The sequence below is a fragment of the Pantoea sp. SGAir0175 genome (assembly GCF_043547855.1).
The window spans coordinates 2,198,069-2,213,555 of the sequence record NZ_CP028081.1 but is presented as its reverse complement, the minus strand read 5'-3'; the positions used below and the strand labels follow the sequence as shown (position 1 = coordinate 2,213,555).

13 protein-coding genes are annotated in these 15,487 nt (G+C 58.2%); 6 read left to right on the top strand and 7 right to left on the bottom strand.

Annotated elements, in window-relative coordinates; genetic code table 11:
- Window positions 1-9: 9 nt before the first annotated feature.
- Entirely contained in the window at window positions 10-1,320 is a 1,311-nt protein-coding gene (rstB, locus tag C1N56_RS10210) for a two-component system sensor histidine kinase RstB (RefSeq protein WP_021506114.1), read from the bottom strand.
- Window positions 1,320-2,042, bottom strand: coding sequence for a two-component system response regulator RstA (gene rstA / locus C1N56_RS10205; protein WP_021506113.1), 723 nt, complete (start codon window positions 2,040-2,042; stop codon window positions 1,320-1,322). Before rstA ends, rstB begins: the two co-directional genes overlap by 1 nt.
- A gap of 175 nt (window positions 2,043-2,217) precedes the next feature.
- On the opposite strand from rstA, the gene C1N56_RS10200 reads away from it, so the two are divergent.
- Window positions 2,218-2,631 (top strand): hypothetical protein, encoded by a 414-nt coding sequence (locus tag C1N56_RS10200; RefSeq protein ID WP_021506112.1) that lies wholly within the window; start codon window positions 2,218-2,220, stop codon window positions 2,629-2,631.
- On the opposite strand, the gene C1N56_RS10195 is transcribed toward C1N56_RS10200, so the two are convergent.
- Entirely contained in the window at window positions 2,632-4,023 is a 1,392-nt protein-coding gene (locus C1N56_RS10195) for a basic amino acid/polyamine antiporter (protein WP_211726209.1), read from the bottom strand. It lies immediately after the preceding gene.
- A gap of 206 nt (window positions 4,024-4,229) precedes the next feature.
- Window positions 4,230-5,186: a DUF1471 family protein YdgH gene (gene ydgH, locus C1N56_RS10190; protein ID WP_021506110.1), complete on the bottom strand. Its 957-nt coding sequence runs from the start codon at window positions 5,184-5,186 to the stop codon at window positions 4,230-4,232.
- A 538-nt stretch (window positions 5,187-5,724) separates the two neighbouring features.
- Here ydgH and pntA point away from each other — a divergent pair.
- Together pntA and pntB are read left to right on the top strand one after the other, a co-directional pair.
- The gene (gene pntA / locus C1N56_RS10185; protein ID WP_264441285.1) at window positions 5,725-7,257 is read left to right on the top strand and encodes a Re/Si-specific NAD(P)(+) transhydrogenase subunit alpha; all 1,533 of its coding nucleotides are present in this window, start codon (window positions 5,725-5,727) and stop codon (window positions 7,255-7,257) included.
- 11 nt (window positions 7,258-7,268) lie between these two features.
- The gene (gene pntB / locus C1N56_RS10180) at window positions 7,269-8,657 is read left to right on the top strand and encodes a Re/Si-specific NAD(P)(+) transhydrogenase subunit beta (RefSeq protein ID WP_394516621.1); all 1,389 of its coding nucleotides are present in this window, start codon (window positions 7,269-7,271) and stop codon (window positions 8,655-8,657) included.
- A 76-nt stretch (window positions 8,658-8,733) separates the two neighbouring features.
- On the opposite strand, the gene uspE is transcribed toward pntB, so the two are convergent.
- Window positions 8,734-9,690, bottom strand: coding sequence for a universal stress protein UspE (uspE, locus tag C1N56_RS10175; protein ID WP_058769760.1), 957 nt, complete (start codon window positions 9,688-9,690; stop codon window positions 8,734-8,736).
- Window positions 9,691-9,809: 119 nt separating this feature from the next.
- Window positions 9,810-10,562 carry an FNR family transcription factor gene (locus C1N56_RS10170; RefSeq protein WP_031279133.1) on the bottom strand — a complete coding sequence of 251 codons (753 nt, stop codon included), beginning with the start codon at window positions 10,560-10,562 and terminating at the stop codon, window positions 9,810-9,812.
- A gap of 297 nt (window positions 10,563-10,859) precedes the next feature.
- Between C1N56_RS10170 and smrA the strand changes: the two genes are divergently transcribed.
- Entirely contained in the window at window positions 10,860-11,426 is a 567-nt protein-coding gene (smrA, locus tag C1N56_RS10165; RefSeq protein WP_021506105.1) for a DNA endonuclease SmrA, read from the top strand.
- Here the strand turns inward: smrA and C1N56_RS10160 are convergent.
- Window positions 11,423-12,343, bottom strand: coding sequence for a LysR substrate-binding domain-containing protein (locus C1N56_RS10160; RefSeq protein WP_021506104.1), 921 nt, complete (start codon window positions 12,341-12,343; stop codon window positions 11,423-11,425). The two genes, smrA and C1N56_RS10160, sit on opposite strands and share 4 nt — an antisense overlap.
- 323 nt (window positions 12,344-12,666) lie before the next feature.
- Between C1N56_RS10160 and C1N56_RS10155 the strand changes: the two genes are divergently transcribed.
- Both C1N56_RS10155 and C1N56_RS10150 read left to right on the top strand, forming a co-directional pair.
- A complete protein-coding gene (locus C1N56_RS10155) occupies window positions 12,667-14,001 on the top strand; it encodes an MFS transporter (RefSeq protein ID WP_394516620.1) in 1,335 nt (444 codons plus the stop codon).
- Between the two features lie 88 nt (window positions 14,002-14,089).
- Window positions 14,090-15,430, top strand: a complete 1,341-nt coding sequence (locus C1N56_RS10150) for a 2-oxoadipate dioxygenase/decarboxylase HglS (protein WP_021506102.1) — start codon at window positions 14,090-14,092, stop codon at window positions 15,428-15,430.
- Window positions 15,431-15,487 lie beyond the last annotated feature (57 nt).

The following is a 15,487-nucleotide window of genomic DNA, read 5'->3' as shown; positions in this document are numbered from 1 at the left end:
ACATGCTCCTTATGAAGGTAAGCGCGGCGTCACGTCGCGCAAGGGGAGATCAACTGGCCAGCAGAAGCGCACGCAGGCGCCGCCCAGCGGACTGCTCTCAATCGAGACCTGGCCCTGCAGCGCCTGCGCAATAGAGTGCACAATCGCCAGACCGAGGCCGCAGCCACCGGTGGCGCGATCGCGGCTGGGATCGAGCCGTACGAAAGGCTCGAATACCCGCTGGCGTTCATCCGGCGGAATGCCCGGACCATCATCTTCAACCTGCAGATTGCCGATGGCGCCGTCAAACCACAGGCTGACGCGCAGCCGCTGCTGCGCATAGCGCAGGGCGTTATTAACGAGGTTATCCAGCACCCGCTCCATCAGGCGCGTATCTGCCGCGCCAATGTTTTCCAGCTGCGGAATATCCAGCGTAATGTGCGTTTGCGGATTCATGGTCTGCACGTCAGCGATGTGCACGCGCAGCCACTGGGCCAGATCGAAAGATTGCAGATTGAGGTCAACGCGCGGCCGGTCGAGGCGCGCATAGGTCAGCAGCTCCTCAATCAGGCTCTCCAGCTGGCCGACGTCACGGTTCAGCGCCGCGGATTCTGCCGCGCTGAGGTTTTCACTCATCTCCAGCCGGTAACGCAGCCGGACCAGCGGCGTGCGCAGCTCGTGCGCGATACCGTCAATCAGCTGTTTTTTACTCGCCACCAGGGTATTGATGTTGTCCGCCATCTGGTTGAACGCCACGCCAAGGCTGTGCAGGCTGGAGGTGTTTTCAAAATGGGTGCGCACGTCAAGCTCGCCGCGACCAAAGCGCTGAGCCGCTTTCTCCAGCCGCTGCATCTCCTGCCAGTGCGGTCGCAGCCAGATGAACACCGGCAGCGCCAGCGACATGCCAATAAACGCCAGCAGGGCGATATCAAGGATGCGCATCTGGTGCAGATAAAACAGGTAAGGGATCGGTCCGACCGACAGCACATAGTGGCTGCGCGGGATGTGCTGCAGGAAGGTGTACTGATCGTCGAGGGCGACGATCTCACCGGCGCGCAGCCGCTTCATGTCGGCTTCGTCCAGCTGATATTTGCTCATCGGTTCGATGTGCAGCTCAAAGGATAAATCGAGATCGAGGTTGCGGATGGTTTTGTTCCAGTCGCGCGGCGGGATCTCACGCAGTTCGCTGCGCATCAGAAACAGCGAGCTGGCCATCAGGTCGTTCATTGACTGACGTCCGGCGCGCTCGGCGGTGAATTTGTACACCAGACCCACCAGCAGCGTCATCACCAGGAAGCAGACGAACAGCAGCAGATAGAACTGAATGAATAGCTTTCTCATCAGGAGCGGGTATCCCAGGCCTGCGGCGCGAACAGATAGCCTTTGTTACGGATGGTTTTGATGCGGAACGGCTCGGTGGCGCTGTCGTACAGTTTCTTGCGCAGGCGTGAAATGGCGACGTCGATGCTGCGATCCATGCCGTCATAGCTCACGCCGCGCAGGGTTTTCAGCAACGCGTCACGGTCGAGAATTTCTCCGGCGTGGCTCGCCAGCTCCCACAGCAGGTCAAAATCGGCGGTCGAAAGGGTGATCGGTTCGTCGAACAGGATCACCTGGCGGTTGAGCGCATCAATGGTGAGTGAACCAAACCGCAGCACCTTTTGCGAGCTCTGCACGGCGGGTGCGGCTTCCGGTTTGGCCACGTGCGCCTGGCGCAGATGCAGGCGCAGACGCGCCAGCAGCACCGCCGGCGGCGTGGTTTTCAGAATATAGTCATTGGCGCCCATCTCCAGCGCCAGAATGTGGTTCATGTCGCTGTCGAGCGAGGTCAGCAGCACAATCGGTCCCTGCCAGTGCGCACGCAAATCGCGGCACAGCGTCATGCCATCTTTGCCCGGCAGCATGATATCCAGTAATACCAGATCCGGATCGGCGGCGAGAATGGTCGCTTCCGCGCGATCGCCGCGCGTCTCAACCAGCACCTCAATATCGTGGCGGCCAAGATAAGCCGCAATCAGTTCGCCGACTTCCGGCTCATCTTCCACATAGACAATTTTGTTCATAATGCTCTGTCATGGCTGAGAATGTCAGCAGCATAGCTTTTCCTGGTCCTGAGCTCTACGCTACCGCACGAATTATCCTTGTCTTACTGGTATGTACACCGTGAAATGTGCCATTATTACCGGCGCGTTCTGGCGCAAGGTTCGGAATCGTACTGAAAACAGGAGGAGTGCGAGGGTGTCTGATAAAGAGCTGGCTTCAGCCGGATACAGTGACCGCATCTGCTTCAACTACAGTGACTTCCTTTCCGCTTCCTGCAAAAAACGCTGGAGCTTTGTCGATGCCATTTACGGCGTGATGCCAATTTTTGGCATGGTGACGCGCAAGTCCGGGCACAGTTTACAGGCCAGCGACGACCATCTGAAAGAATTAGCATTACAAATCATTTCAACCCAGGTCAGCGACGAAATTAACATTGCCCGCCTGATTACCCTGGCCGAACAGCAGCACATCAGCCGCTTCGATATTCAGCTGCCTTATCCGCTGTCCGCTGAGCAGCTTGACGCCATCCATCTGGAATACCGCAAGCCGCTCAATCTGACACAGCAGAACGATCTGCTGTGTGTTTCCATTCCTTTACAACCGCACTGATTAGCGCGTCAGCTGCCACAGCGCGGGCAGTGAGGCGGCAATTAACAGCACGATGGCGATGCGCTCCAGCGCAAACAGCGGTTGATCGCCGCGGCCACCGCGTCGTGCGTACAGGAACAGCAGCAGACCCGGCGCGTAAAGCACCACCGACAACAGCAGATGCAGCGGCCCCGAGGCGTACAGCAGCCATAACCCATAGGCGCTGGCACCGAGACCGGTCAACAGGGCCAGCGGTTTGTGCTGACCGCGTACCACTTTGACCAGATACAGACCGACCAGCAGATAGGGCACGAGGATCATTTCTGAGGCGATAGTCAGCAGCGTATTGTAATCCGCGCCGGTAACCGCAATCAGAATCAGGCACACCTGCACGCTGCCGTTAGTCAGCCACAGCGACGCCGCCGGCGCGTTATGGCGGTTCTGCCGGGCAATGCTGCGCGGAAACGCGCCCTGCTGCGCGGCGAGGAATGGGACTTCCGCCGCCATAATGGTCCAGCTGAGATAGGCCCCGCACACCGATATAATCAGGCCAACCGCAATCACCGCATCGCCCCAATGACCCAGCAGGCGTTCCATCAGACCGGCCATCGACGGATTGCGCATCTGCGCCAGTTCCGCACGCGGCACCACGCCAAGCGACAGCAGCGTCACCAGCAGATAGACCAGCAGCGCGGCCAGCACCGCCAGCAGGGTGGCGCGCCCGACATCTTTCTTGTGGCGCGCGCGGGCAGAAACTACCACCGCGCCTTCCACACCAATAAACACCCACAGTGTGATCAGCATGGTTTGTTTAACCTGCTGCCACAGCGGCTGGCCGAGCGCGATACCGTCAAAATCAAAACGGAAGCGATCGTAATTAAATGCCAGTAGCGCCAGCACCACGAACAGCAGCAGCGGCACCAGCTTGCCGAGCGTCGCCAGCAGGTTGATACTGGCTGCGGTCTGGACGCCGCGCAGCACCAGCCAGTGCACCAGCCACAGCAGCACGGAAGCGCCGAGCATCGCCTGCCAGGTATTGCCATCGCCAAACACGATGCGATCTGGCGTATCGGTAAAGAAGCTCAGCGCCGAGAACACAATCACCAGATACGAGACGTTAGCAATTACCGCGCACAGCCAGTAGCCCCATGCCGAGCAGAAGCCGGTCAGCTCGCCGAAGCCGGCGCGCGCGTAGGTGAAGATGCCGCCATCCAGTTCCGGCCGCAGGCGCGTCAGCAGCAACATCGCCAGCGACAGAAAGAGGATACCGACACCGGTGATCAGCCAGCCGATCAGCAGCGCGGCCGGACCGGCAACCGCCGCCATATTTTGTGGCAGGCTAAAGACGCCCGCGCCGAGCATCGAGCTGAGCACCAGCGCAGTGAGCGCGCTAAGACCTAATTTTTTATCCAAAACGCCATTCCTGAGCAGCAGAGTGTGCTGGGTAGTAGTTGTTCAGCCAGAGTGTAACGTGGCAATCAGTCCCGTTTAAAACGGAATACCCTGAAAACAGGCGGCAGATTTTACGGAGAGCGAACGGTGAAGGCAATGCAAGACTATGCAGATTTGCACACGGATTATGCAAACGGCAGGGCGACGGGCGCCGCCCTGCGCGGGGATTATTTAAACAGGTCAGCGGTGACGGTCAGGTTGCCGCCGCTCTGGTTCTGCCACTGGCGCGTAATGTGATAATACTTCGCGCCTTTGGCGATGGCGCGTTTGCCCACGGCTTCTGAGATCTCGGTTGGCGTGCCGAAGTGATCGGAGAAGGAGATGGTGTCAAACGGTTGCATCTGTGCGGCCGTGATCGCATTGACTTCCTGCACGCTGCGGCCATCCGGCTGCGTCACAGTATAACGCTGACCGGTAGAGCTTTGGGTTTCAAAGAAACGACCCACGCTGGTGCTTGGCGTATCTGAGGAAGCAACGCCAGGGATTGCCACTTTCTTCGCCGCTGCGCCGCCCGCAGCCAGGGCTGCTTTGCCGGCTTCTGAGTCAGCCGGAATGGAGTCAGAGGTATCCTGCACCACGCGCGCTTTGGCATCGGCTTTATACACGTAGGCGGTCACGTACTGGTTGCCACCGTTGTTAGCATCCACCTGACGCACAATAAAGAAGGAGGCCGCGCCTTTGTTTTTCGCCGCTTTGGCGATGGCTTCGTTCACGTCCGGCTGGCTGGAGAAGAAGCCGCTGACGGAGACGGTGTCAAACGGCTCAAGGCGATATGCTTCCGCCTTCGGCAGCTCTTTCACGCCGTTGAACATCCGGTATTGCGTGCTTTGTTCCACTTTCGCTGCATTGGCTTTGTACAGATCGGCGGTAACGCGCCAGTTGCCACCGTTACCGTTGCTGTCGTTGATGCCCTGCACGTAGAAAGAGTCCGCGCCTTTGGCGTCGGCGGCTTTAGACACGGCGTCTGTTGCATCGCCAATTGCATTAAAACGGCCGCTAATATTGATGCGTTCGAATGGTTTTAACGCGGCCGCTTGTTCTGGCGTTAACTCTTTGGCAGCAAACGCATTGGCTGCCAGCAGTGATAACAGGGTCGACGCCAGAATGGTGTTCTTCAGCTTCATAAAAATGATCCTTCGCCTTACGCAAATTGAGTACGAAAACGTGCTGGACTCTTGATGTATAACAGATTAGCCGCTGATTATTGCATGTAATAATCGGCCTGTCTCAGCCAATTTATGCGCATAACATTGACAATCCCAGCATTTTATTCATCGGCCTGTCATCTTTCGCTGTTATGGCTTTTTTTTGGTCAGCTTACCGCTTTAACCGGTATCGCTTAGTACCAGAATAGTTAACGCATTGTTAAATATAGGTTTTTAAAAACAGTTAATTCGTCATGACACGATTAGGCACAGCAGATTATTTTCCATAATGCCGCAAACCTGGTCGCATACCGCGGTATTCATCGCTGGCATCTGAATATCTGTGTGAATGTCATAAGTGTGCGTTATGGCGCTAGATCGTCCTGGGCATTTTCAGTAGGTTATAAAGACTTTGTTACATAGTGCATTTCGCTCATAAAAAGCTGAAACAGCGTTTCGGCTTTTAAGCATGTGCCCCTTACAGAACCTCATCCTTTAATCATGGAAAGGAAACAGTATGTTAATTGGGATACCCAAAGAGCGGTTAGCCAATGAGTCCCGCGTCGCAGCGACGCCAAAGACCGTTGAGCAGCTCATCAAGCTGGGATTCAGCGTCACCGTTGAGCAGGGCGCCGGTTTACGCGCCAGCTTTGATGATGACAGTTTTATCGCCGCCGGTGCCAGCATCAGTAACACACAGGATGTCTGGCAGTCCGACATCGTACTGAAGGTGAACGCGCCAGACGACAGCGAGATCGCCCTGATGCGCGCGGGCAGCACGCTGGTGAGCTTTATCTGGCCAGCGCAGAACCCGGCGCTGCTGGAGAAATTAGCCGCACGCAACATCACCGTAATGGCGATGGATTCCGTACCGCGTATTTCACGCGCGCAGTCGCTGGATGCGCTCAGCTCGATGGCGAACATCGCCGGTTATCGTGCCATTGTCGAAGCAGCCCATGAGTTTGGCCGCTTCTTCACCGGGCAAATCACCGCTGCCGGTAAAGTGCCACCGGCAAAAGTGATGGTTATCGGGGCTGGCGTGGCCGGTCTGGCGGCGATTGGCGCGGCGGGCAGCCTCGGCGCCATCGTGCGCGCCTTCGATACCCGTCCGGAAGTGAAGGAGCAGGTGCAGAGTATGGGCGCCGAGTTCCTTGAACTCGACTTTGAAGAGGAAGCGGGCAGCGGCGACGGTTACGCCAAAGTGATGTCCGAAGCCTTTATCAAGGCGGAGATGGCGCTGTTCGCGGCGCAGGCGCAGGAGGTGGACATTATCGTCACTACCGCGCTGATCCCGGGCAAGCCGGCACCGAAGCTGATCACCGCAGAGATGGTGGCCAGCATGAAGCCGGGCAGCGTGATTGTTGATCTGGCGGCAGCCACCGGCGGCAACTGCGATCTGACCGTCGCCGACCGCGTCACGCTGAGCGACAACGGCGTCAAAATCATCGGCTACACCGATCTGCCGAGCCGGCTGCCAACGCAGTCCTCTCAGCTGTACGGCACCAACCTGGTGAACCTGCTGAAGCTGCTGTGTAAAGAGAAAAACGGCGAGATCACCGTTGACTTCGATGATGTGGTGGTGCGCGGCGTCACGGTGATCCGTGATGGCGAAGTCACCTGGCCAGCACCGCCGATTCAGGTCTCTGCTGCGCCACAGGCCGCAAAACCTGCCGCACAGCCGCAGGTGAAAGCGGCAGAGAAGCCCGCTGCGCCGTGGCGCAAATATCTGCTGCTGGCGCTGGCGGTAGTGCTGTTCGGCTGCCTGGCCAACGTCGCGCCAGCGGAATTCCTGTCGCACTTTACCGTGTTCGCGCTTGCCTGCGTCGTCGGGTATTATGTGGTGTGGAACGTCAGTCACGCGCTGCATACGCCGTTAATGTCCGTCACCAACGCCATCTCCGGCATTATTGTGGTGGGCGCGGTGCTGCAGATGGGCCATGGCGGCTGGGTCACCTTCCTGGCGTTTATCGCCGTCCTGATTGCCAGCATCAATATCTTCGGTGGTTTCACCGTCACCCAGCGCATGCTGAAAATGTTTCGTAAGAATTAAGGGGTAACAACATGTCTGGCGGATTAGTGACTGCAGCATACATTGTTGCCGCAATTCTGTTTATTTTCAGCCTGGCCGGGCTCTCGAAGCATGAGACCTCAAAGCAGGGCAATATCTTTGGTATCAGCGGCATGGCGCTGGCGCTGCTCGCCACCATTTTTGGTCCGCACAGCGGCCACGTGGCGTGGATTCTGCTGGCGATGGTGATCGGCGGTGCAATTGGCGTTCGTCTGGCGAAGAAAGTCGAAATGACCGAAATGCCGGAGCTGGTGGCGATTTTGCACAGCTTTGTCGGTCTGGCGGCGGTGCTGGTCGGGTTCAACAGCTACCTTGACCACGCGCCAGGGCTGTCAGCGGTGATGGAAAATATCCATCTGACCGAAGTGTTCCTCGGCATCTTTATCGGCGCGGTGACCTTCACCGGTTCGGTGGTGGCATTTGGCAAACTGCGCGGCAAGATCTCCTCAAAAGCGCTGATGCTGCCGCATCGCCATAAAATGAACCTGACGGCGCTGGTGGTCTCATTCCTGCTGATGCTGTGGTTTGTGCGTACCGACAGCACCGCTGCACAGGTCGTTGCGCTGCTCCTTATGACGGTGATTGCGCTGGTGTTCGGCTGGCATCTGGTGGCGTCGATTGGCGGTGCGGATATGCCGGTGGTGGTCTCGATGCTCAACTCCTATTCGGGCTGGGCGGCGGCGGCGGCGGGCTTTATGTTGAGCAACGACCTGCTGATCGTCACCGGTGCGCTGGTGGGCTCCTCCGGTGCCATCCTGTCGTACATTATGTGTAAAGCGATGAACCGTTCCTTTATCAGCGTGATTGCCGGCGGGTTCGGCACTGACGTGAGCGGTGCCGACGCGGGCGAAGAGGCGGGTGAACACCGTGAAATCAGCGCGGAAGAGACGGCAGAACTGCTGAAAAACTCGACCTCGGTGATCATCACGCCGGGCTACGGTATGGCGGTCGCCCAGGCGCAGTATCCGGTGGCAGAGATCACCGAGAAACTGCGCGCGCGCGGTATCAAGGTGCGTTTCGGTATTCACCCGGTCGCCGGTCGTTTGCCGGGGCACATGAACGTGCTGCTGGCGGAAGCCAAAGTGCCGTACGATGTGGTGCTGGAGATGGATGAGATCAACGATGATTTCAGCGATACCGACACCGTGCTGGTTATCGGTGCCAACGACACCGTCAACCCGGCGGCCCAGGACGATCCGCGCAGCCCGATTGCCGGTATGCCGGTGCTGGAAGTGTGGAAAGCGCAAAACGTCATCGTGTTCAAACGCTCGATGAACACCGGCTATGCCGGGGTGCAGAACCCGCTGTTCTTTAAAGAGAACACCCAGATGCTGTTTGGCGATGCCAAAGCCAGCGTCGAAGGCATTCTGCGCGCGCTGTAGGAAACGAAAAGGGCGGTGATATCACCGCCCTGATAAGCTCAAACCGGGGCGGCGCAGGATGGCCGCCCTGCGTTATTTAATCCTCTTCATCTTCCTCATCGTCGAGGTCAATCGGCGATTTGAAATCATCCGGCTTAATCGCCAGCAAATCACAGCGCAGGTGATCGATTACCTGTTCAGCGGTATTGCCGAGAAACGCAGCTGACAGACCGGTACGACCGATGGTGCCCAGCACCACAATCCCGGCGTCGAGATGCGACGCGATATCCGGGATGACTTCTTCCGGCAGGCCCTTCGCCACGTGGGTAAACTCCTCGCCGATGGAGAATTTCTGGCGCAGCGCTTTCATCGCCACCAGATGCTGGCCGCGAATGGCATCGTTATAGACGCTGGGATCAAAATCCGGCAGTTCGATGGCAATGTTGATCGGCGTGACGGGATAGGCGCCCACCAGATGCACCTCGGTGTGATTCACCATTTCAGCCAGCTGCGTGGTCTCGCGGATCAGTTTTTGATTAAGCTCATCATGATGCGGTTCCTCGCTGGCAAGGTTTACCGCCACCACCGCTTTGCCGCCTTCCGGCCATGGCTGGTCTTTGACCATCCACACCGGGCACGGGCACTTACGCAGCAGGTGCCAGTCGGTGGGGGTAAAAATCACCGCTTCCAGACGATCGTGCTGGTGCGCCATCTTCAGGACCAAATCATGCTGATGCGCCAGCACTTCCTGAATGATGGCTTCGTACGGCCGGTTATGCCACACCACTTTGATCTCGATATCCACGCCGGCTTCCAGATAGGCCTGCGCCTGTTCGCGGATCCATTCGGTACGCTGGCTAATCACCCCTTTGCGCATGTTGACGCGCTCGTCGGGCGACAGCAGGGTGGTCATTTCGTAGGAGAAGTCGTAGATAGGCAGGAAGGCTTTGATTTTTCCGCCGATACGTTGATTGAGATACACCGCACGCCGCAGCGCCGGCTGGTCGTCCTGCTGAGCATCAATCGCCACCAGAATATGCTGATACCGGGACATAAGGCACTCTCCTCAAACCAAAGCGAAGTTGGATTAAAGATAGCCTAAGATGGCGCAGGGCAGAAGCGGAAAAGTTGTTGCCGGATCAATAAAATAACATTTATCGACCCGGCAGGCGGTTACGCTGCCTGATCGGTCTGGCCAGCCAGTTCAGCCAGCAGCGCATGGTTTTCGATGGTGATATATTTGCCTTTCACCGCCAGCATGCCGCTTTTCTGGAAACGACCCAGCAGACGGCTGATGGTTTCGACGGTGAGTCCCAGATAGTTACCGATGTCGCCGCGCGTCATGGTCAGGCGGAATTCACGCTGTGAGAAACCGCGCTGGCCGAAGCGGCGCGACAGGTTCCAGATAAACGCCGCCAGACGCTCTTCCGCGTTCTTCTTCGATAACAGCAGGATCATATCCTGATCGCCTTTGATCTCGCCGCTCATCAGACGCATCATCTGCTGACGCAGCGCCGGCATTTTACCGGACAGATCGTCGAGGGTTTCAAACGGGATTTCACACACCATGGCCGTTTCCAGCGCCTGAGCGAAGCTCGGATGATGCGCACTGACGATGGCATCAAAGCCCACCAGATCGCCCGCCAGATGGAAACCGGTGATCTGTTCATCACCCTGTTCGGTAATGGTGTAACTTTTAATGGTGCCGGAGCGGATAGCATAAAGGGATTTCAGTTCATCACCGGCTTTGAACAGCGTCTGGCCTTTCTGAATCGGCTTTTTGCGTTCAATAATATTGTCCAGCTGATCCAGTTCATGTTCGTTCAGCGTGAAGGGAATACACAACTGGCTGATACTGCAATCCTGACAGTGGATGGCACAACCGCCAGACTGAATACGTCGAATGCTGCGTTTTTCCGGGATCATATAGGTACGCTCGATGATTATTGACTGTCGTCAATTTTAACATTTTTCTTTGTCATGTGAACTCATCCGAGCAGTAATAATGATCAAAACCGCACAAATGCTGGGTATTCGCGGCTTTGATGTCTGCAAATGACCAGCCGTTTTTTGATCTGGAACGTTTTCTTTCCATATTTACATCCGGACACAACCTGATCCCGCGCAGAAAGTGACGGATGTGATAGCCGATAACCTTTGCTACTATTTTGCTTTCGGGTGGCATGTTGCGCCCGATTCACCACCAGGCGTGAGGAAAACACCATGAACCTTGATGATGAAGACCTTTTCCGCGATGCCATGGGTGATGTAACCCCGTTAAAAGATTGCGCCAACACCCAGTGGCTGCGCGCGCCGTCTACCAAAGCGCCGCGCCAGCAGCCGCATGACGACGCACCGGAAAACTTCCTGACGCGCGGCTTCCTTGAGATTATCCCGCGCGACACGCCGCTGGAATATAAAGCCGATGGCATTCAGCAGGGCGTGCTCGATAAGCTGCGGCTGGGCAAATATACGCTGGACGCCAGTCTTAATCTGTTGCGCCAGCCGGTGGAGACCTGCCGGCAATCGCTGTTCAGCTTTATGCTGGAAGCGCGCAAACAGGGCCTGCGCAATCTGCTGATTATTCATGGCAAAGGGCGGGATGATGAAGCGCACGCCAATATTGTCCGCAGCTACGTGGCACGCTGGCTGCGTCAATTTGACGACGTTCAGACCTTCTGCAGCGCGCAACCGCAGCACGGAGGCAGCGGCGCAGTTTATGTCGGGCTGCGCAAAACCGATCGCGCGCGCCTCGACAATCGCGAACGCCACGCCAAACGCAGCCGTTAACTGTGAAATTTGCGGATGGTGGCCATCAGCACTTCCGCGCTTAACGAGAGAGAGTGGCCGCTGCGGGTAATAATGCCCACCGGTTCGCCGGGGCCGGGCGATGCGATGGGTAGCGCGCTGAGCGCATTGTGACTTAAATCTTCCTTCACCGCGCCGGATGGCACAAACCACACATAGTCATAACGCAGCGCCAGCTGGCGGGCCAGCGAGGTGGAAGAGGTTTCGACACAGTTGCCCGGCAGCGAGCAGCCTTGTTCATCCAGCATGTGCTGGGCAATGCGGCGCGGCGCGGTGCCTTCAGGCGAAATCACTACCGGCCACTGCATAGCGCGGGAAAGTGTGACATTGTCACTTAACAGCGGGTGCTCCGGTCGCACCACCAGCTTGAGCGATTCGAGAAACAGCAATTCGTAGGTCAGGCCGGTCATCATTTCGCTGTCCGCCATACGGCCAATGCCAATATCAAACTCCCCGGCGCGCAGGCCAGCCAGCAGCACATTATTGTGCAGCGTGGCTACCTGTACCGTGGTGTTCGGCTGCTGTTCATGGAAGCGATCCAGGATCTGCGGCAGCATCCCCATGGCGGCGGTGGTGAGGGCGCCAAGGCGGATCACGATCGGGCGTCCGGAAACCGGCGAGTTGAAACTTTGTCCGGCGTGGTTAAGCGCATCCAGTACTTTCACCGCGTGGGTCAGGAACTGTTCTCCCAGTGTCGTCAGCTGAGCACCGAGGCGACCGCGCTCAAACAGACGTGCACCCGCCAGTTCCTCCAGCTCATTCAGCGTCTTAGACAGCGCCGGCTGACTCAGATTGAGGGTTTCCGCCGCGCGGCCCAGCGTGCCCTGTTGCGCGACTGCCACAAAGGTGTGTAAATGGCGCAGACGAATGCGCTGATTAAAGAGATGATTTTTGTCCATAAACGCCAGCGTAATGAGTCAGAGTGGTCAGCGGCAAGTGGCTGACCGAGATTCTGTTAACTTACCTGCAAAATTATATTAACAAAAACAGTCAGCGTGAGAAGTTTTAGTAAGTGGCTGTATTGGTTGGCTTTATAAATAACCGGGTATCCAGGCGCGTTTCTGTACTCAGCGTTATCAGTAGCTTAGCGGGTAAAATGTTGAATAATTCTCAATTTCACTTAAAAATCCTGCCCGTTATTGTTAACGATGCGCTATCATAAGCGCCGTTTTTTTTACCAAAACTGATGACCTATTCGTGATAATCCTGCAGGAGTGGTACCGTGACCAGCGCTGAAGCCATTGACGTCCGCCAGCTCATCAACCAGAGCGCGTTAAGCAGCTGGCAGAAGCGTTTAATTGCGCTGTGTTTTGTCGTGGTGGCGCTGGATGGCATGGATATCGCGCTGATGGGCTTTATCGCGCCGACGCTGAAAGCCAGCTGGGGCGTGACCAATCATCAGTTGGGGATGGTGATCAGCGCGGCGCTAATTGGGCTGGCGCTGGGTGCCATGGTGGCTGGACCGCTGGCCGATCGCTACGGCCGCCGCGTGATGATTCTGCTCAGCGTGCTGTTTTTTGGCCTCTGGACGCTGGCGACCGCCATGGCGCAAAACATCGAACAGATGATGCTGTTCCGCTTCCTCACCGGTCTGGGACTGGGAGCGGCGATGCCCAACGTCGGCACGCTGGTGGCCGAATACGCGCCCGAGCGGCGTCGCTCGTTTATTATCACCGTGGTGTTCTGCGGCTTCACCTTTGGCGCGGCCTCCGGCGGTTTTGCCGCCTCGTGGCTGCTGCCGCGCTATGACTGGCATTCGGTGATGCTGATGGGCGGCGTGCTGCCGCTGCTGGTGCTGCCGTTTCTGCTGCGCGGCCTGCCGGAGTCGGTGCGCTTTCTCATCAGCCAACGCGCGCCCGCTGCGCGCATTCACGCCATTCTGGCGCGCATGCTGCCGGGCAGCGTCCGGCCTGAAAGCCATTTTCAAAGCAGTGAACCGCTGGCCGCGCGCCACGGTGCAGTGGCCACCGTCGTCTCACCCCGCTATCTGTTTGGCAGCCTGATGCTGTGGGGCGGCTACTTTATGGGGCTGTTTCTGGTCTACCTGATTGGCAGCTGGCTGCCATCGCTGATCAACACGCTGGGCATGTCTGTCACCGAAGCGGCTATCGTCACCGCCATGTATCAGGCGGGCGGCACCGTTGGCTCACTGTTTGCCGGCTGGCTGATGGACCGCATCAACGCCAATCTGGCGCTGGCCATCATTTACTTTTGCGGCGGCATCGCCATCGTGGCGCTCGGGTTTTCCCCGGCGCAGGTCGGGTTGATGAGCGCCATCGCCTTCTGCAGCGGCTTCTGTTTTAACGGTGCCAACACCGGCATGAATGCACTCTCGGCCAGTTACTATCCCACCCATGCCCGCGCGACCGGCTCCAGCTGGATGCACGGCGTTGGCCGCATCGGCGCGATCATCAGTGCCTTCGTCGGCGCTGAGCTGCTGTCCCTCGGCTGGTCGTTTAGCCAGATCTTTCTGCTGCTGGCGTTGCCGGCGGCGCTGACCACGCTGATGCTGGTACTGAAATGTCGCTTTGGTGACCAGCCGCGCGCCACCGAGTGACAGGGCGATCACAGTTCCGCGAAAATGTTACCCGCCGCTAAAGGGTTGATCTACAGTAGCAGCAACCCTTTAGCCCAAGGTGATGACCATGGATAACTTTCTCACCCGCGATGCCATCCGCACGCTGTTCTCTCAGGCCATGTCGGCCATGTACCAGCAGGAGGTGCCGCAATATGGCACCCTGACGCAGCTGGTTACCGCCGTTAACGAACGCACCTTAGAAGCGCAGCCGGCGCTGAAAAACCGTCTGGCCGCCGCCGATGAGCTGAGCCGCCTCGGCGTGGAGCGTCACGGTGCCATTCGCGTCGGCACTGCCGCAGAGCTCAGCACGCTGCGGCAGATGTTTGCCGTGATGGGGATGGAGCCGGTGGGCTATTACGATCTGTCACAGGCGGGCGTGCCGGTGCACTCTACTGCCTTTCGCCCGGTCAGCGACAGCGCGCTGCGGCGCAATCCCTTCCGCGTTTTCACCTCGCTGCTGCGGCTGGAGCTGATCGACGATGCCGCACTGCGCGACAAAGCCGCGGCTATTCTGGCGGCGCGCGACATCTTCACGCCTGGCTGCCGGGCACTGATCGCGCAGCATCAGCAGCAGGGCGGTCTCAATGCTGCCGATGCCGCGCGCTTTGTTCAGGAGGCGCTGGAAACCTTTCGCTGGCATGCGCACACCACGGTGGACAGCGCCACCTACCGCGCGCTGAGCCAGCAGCATCGCCTGATTGCCGACGTCGTGTGCTTCCGCGGTTGCCACATCAATCACCTGACGCCACGCACGCTGGACATCGATCGCGTGCAGGCGCTGATGCCTTCGCGCGGCATCGAACCGAAAATCCTGATTGAAGGGCCGCCGCCGCGCGCGGTGCCGATTCTGCTGCGCCAGACCAGCTTCAAAGCGCTGGAAGAGGCGGTGCATTTTAATGATGGCACGCCGGGCACCCATACCGCGCGCTTCGGTGAAATCGAGCAGCGCGGCGCGGCGCTCACGCCTAAAGGCCGCGCGCTGTACGACCGGCTGCTGGCGCAGGCCGGTACCGGCAGCGATAACCAGCAGCATCAGCAGCACCTCAGCGCGGTGTTTCGTGATTTTCCTGATGATGAACAGACGCTGCGCGAGCAGGAGCTGGCGTGGTTCCGCTACCGTCTGACGCCGCAGGGTGAGCATCAGCCGCCGCGCGCCGGGGAAACCGTGGCGCAGCTGCTGGCCGCCGGCCGTTTACAGGCGGAACCGATCGTCTACGAAGATTTTCTGCCGGTGAGCGCGGCCGGGATTTTCCAGTCTAATCTGGGCAACCAGACTCAGGCACGCAGCGCCGGCAATGCCAGTCGTGCCGATTTTGAAGCCGCACTCGGTGCCGCCGTGCAGGATGAGATGGTGCTGTATCAGCAGACGCAACAGCGCAGTCTGGCGCGCTGCGGCGTGCAGGAATAGGGCGTAGAAAAGCGGCCTGAAAAGTGACAGGATCACTTTTACAGGCCGGCTGGTTTT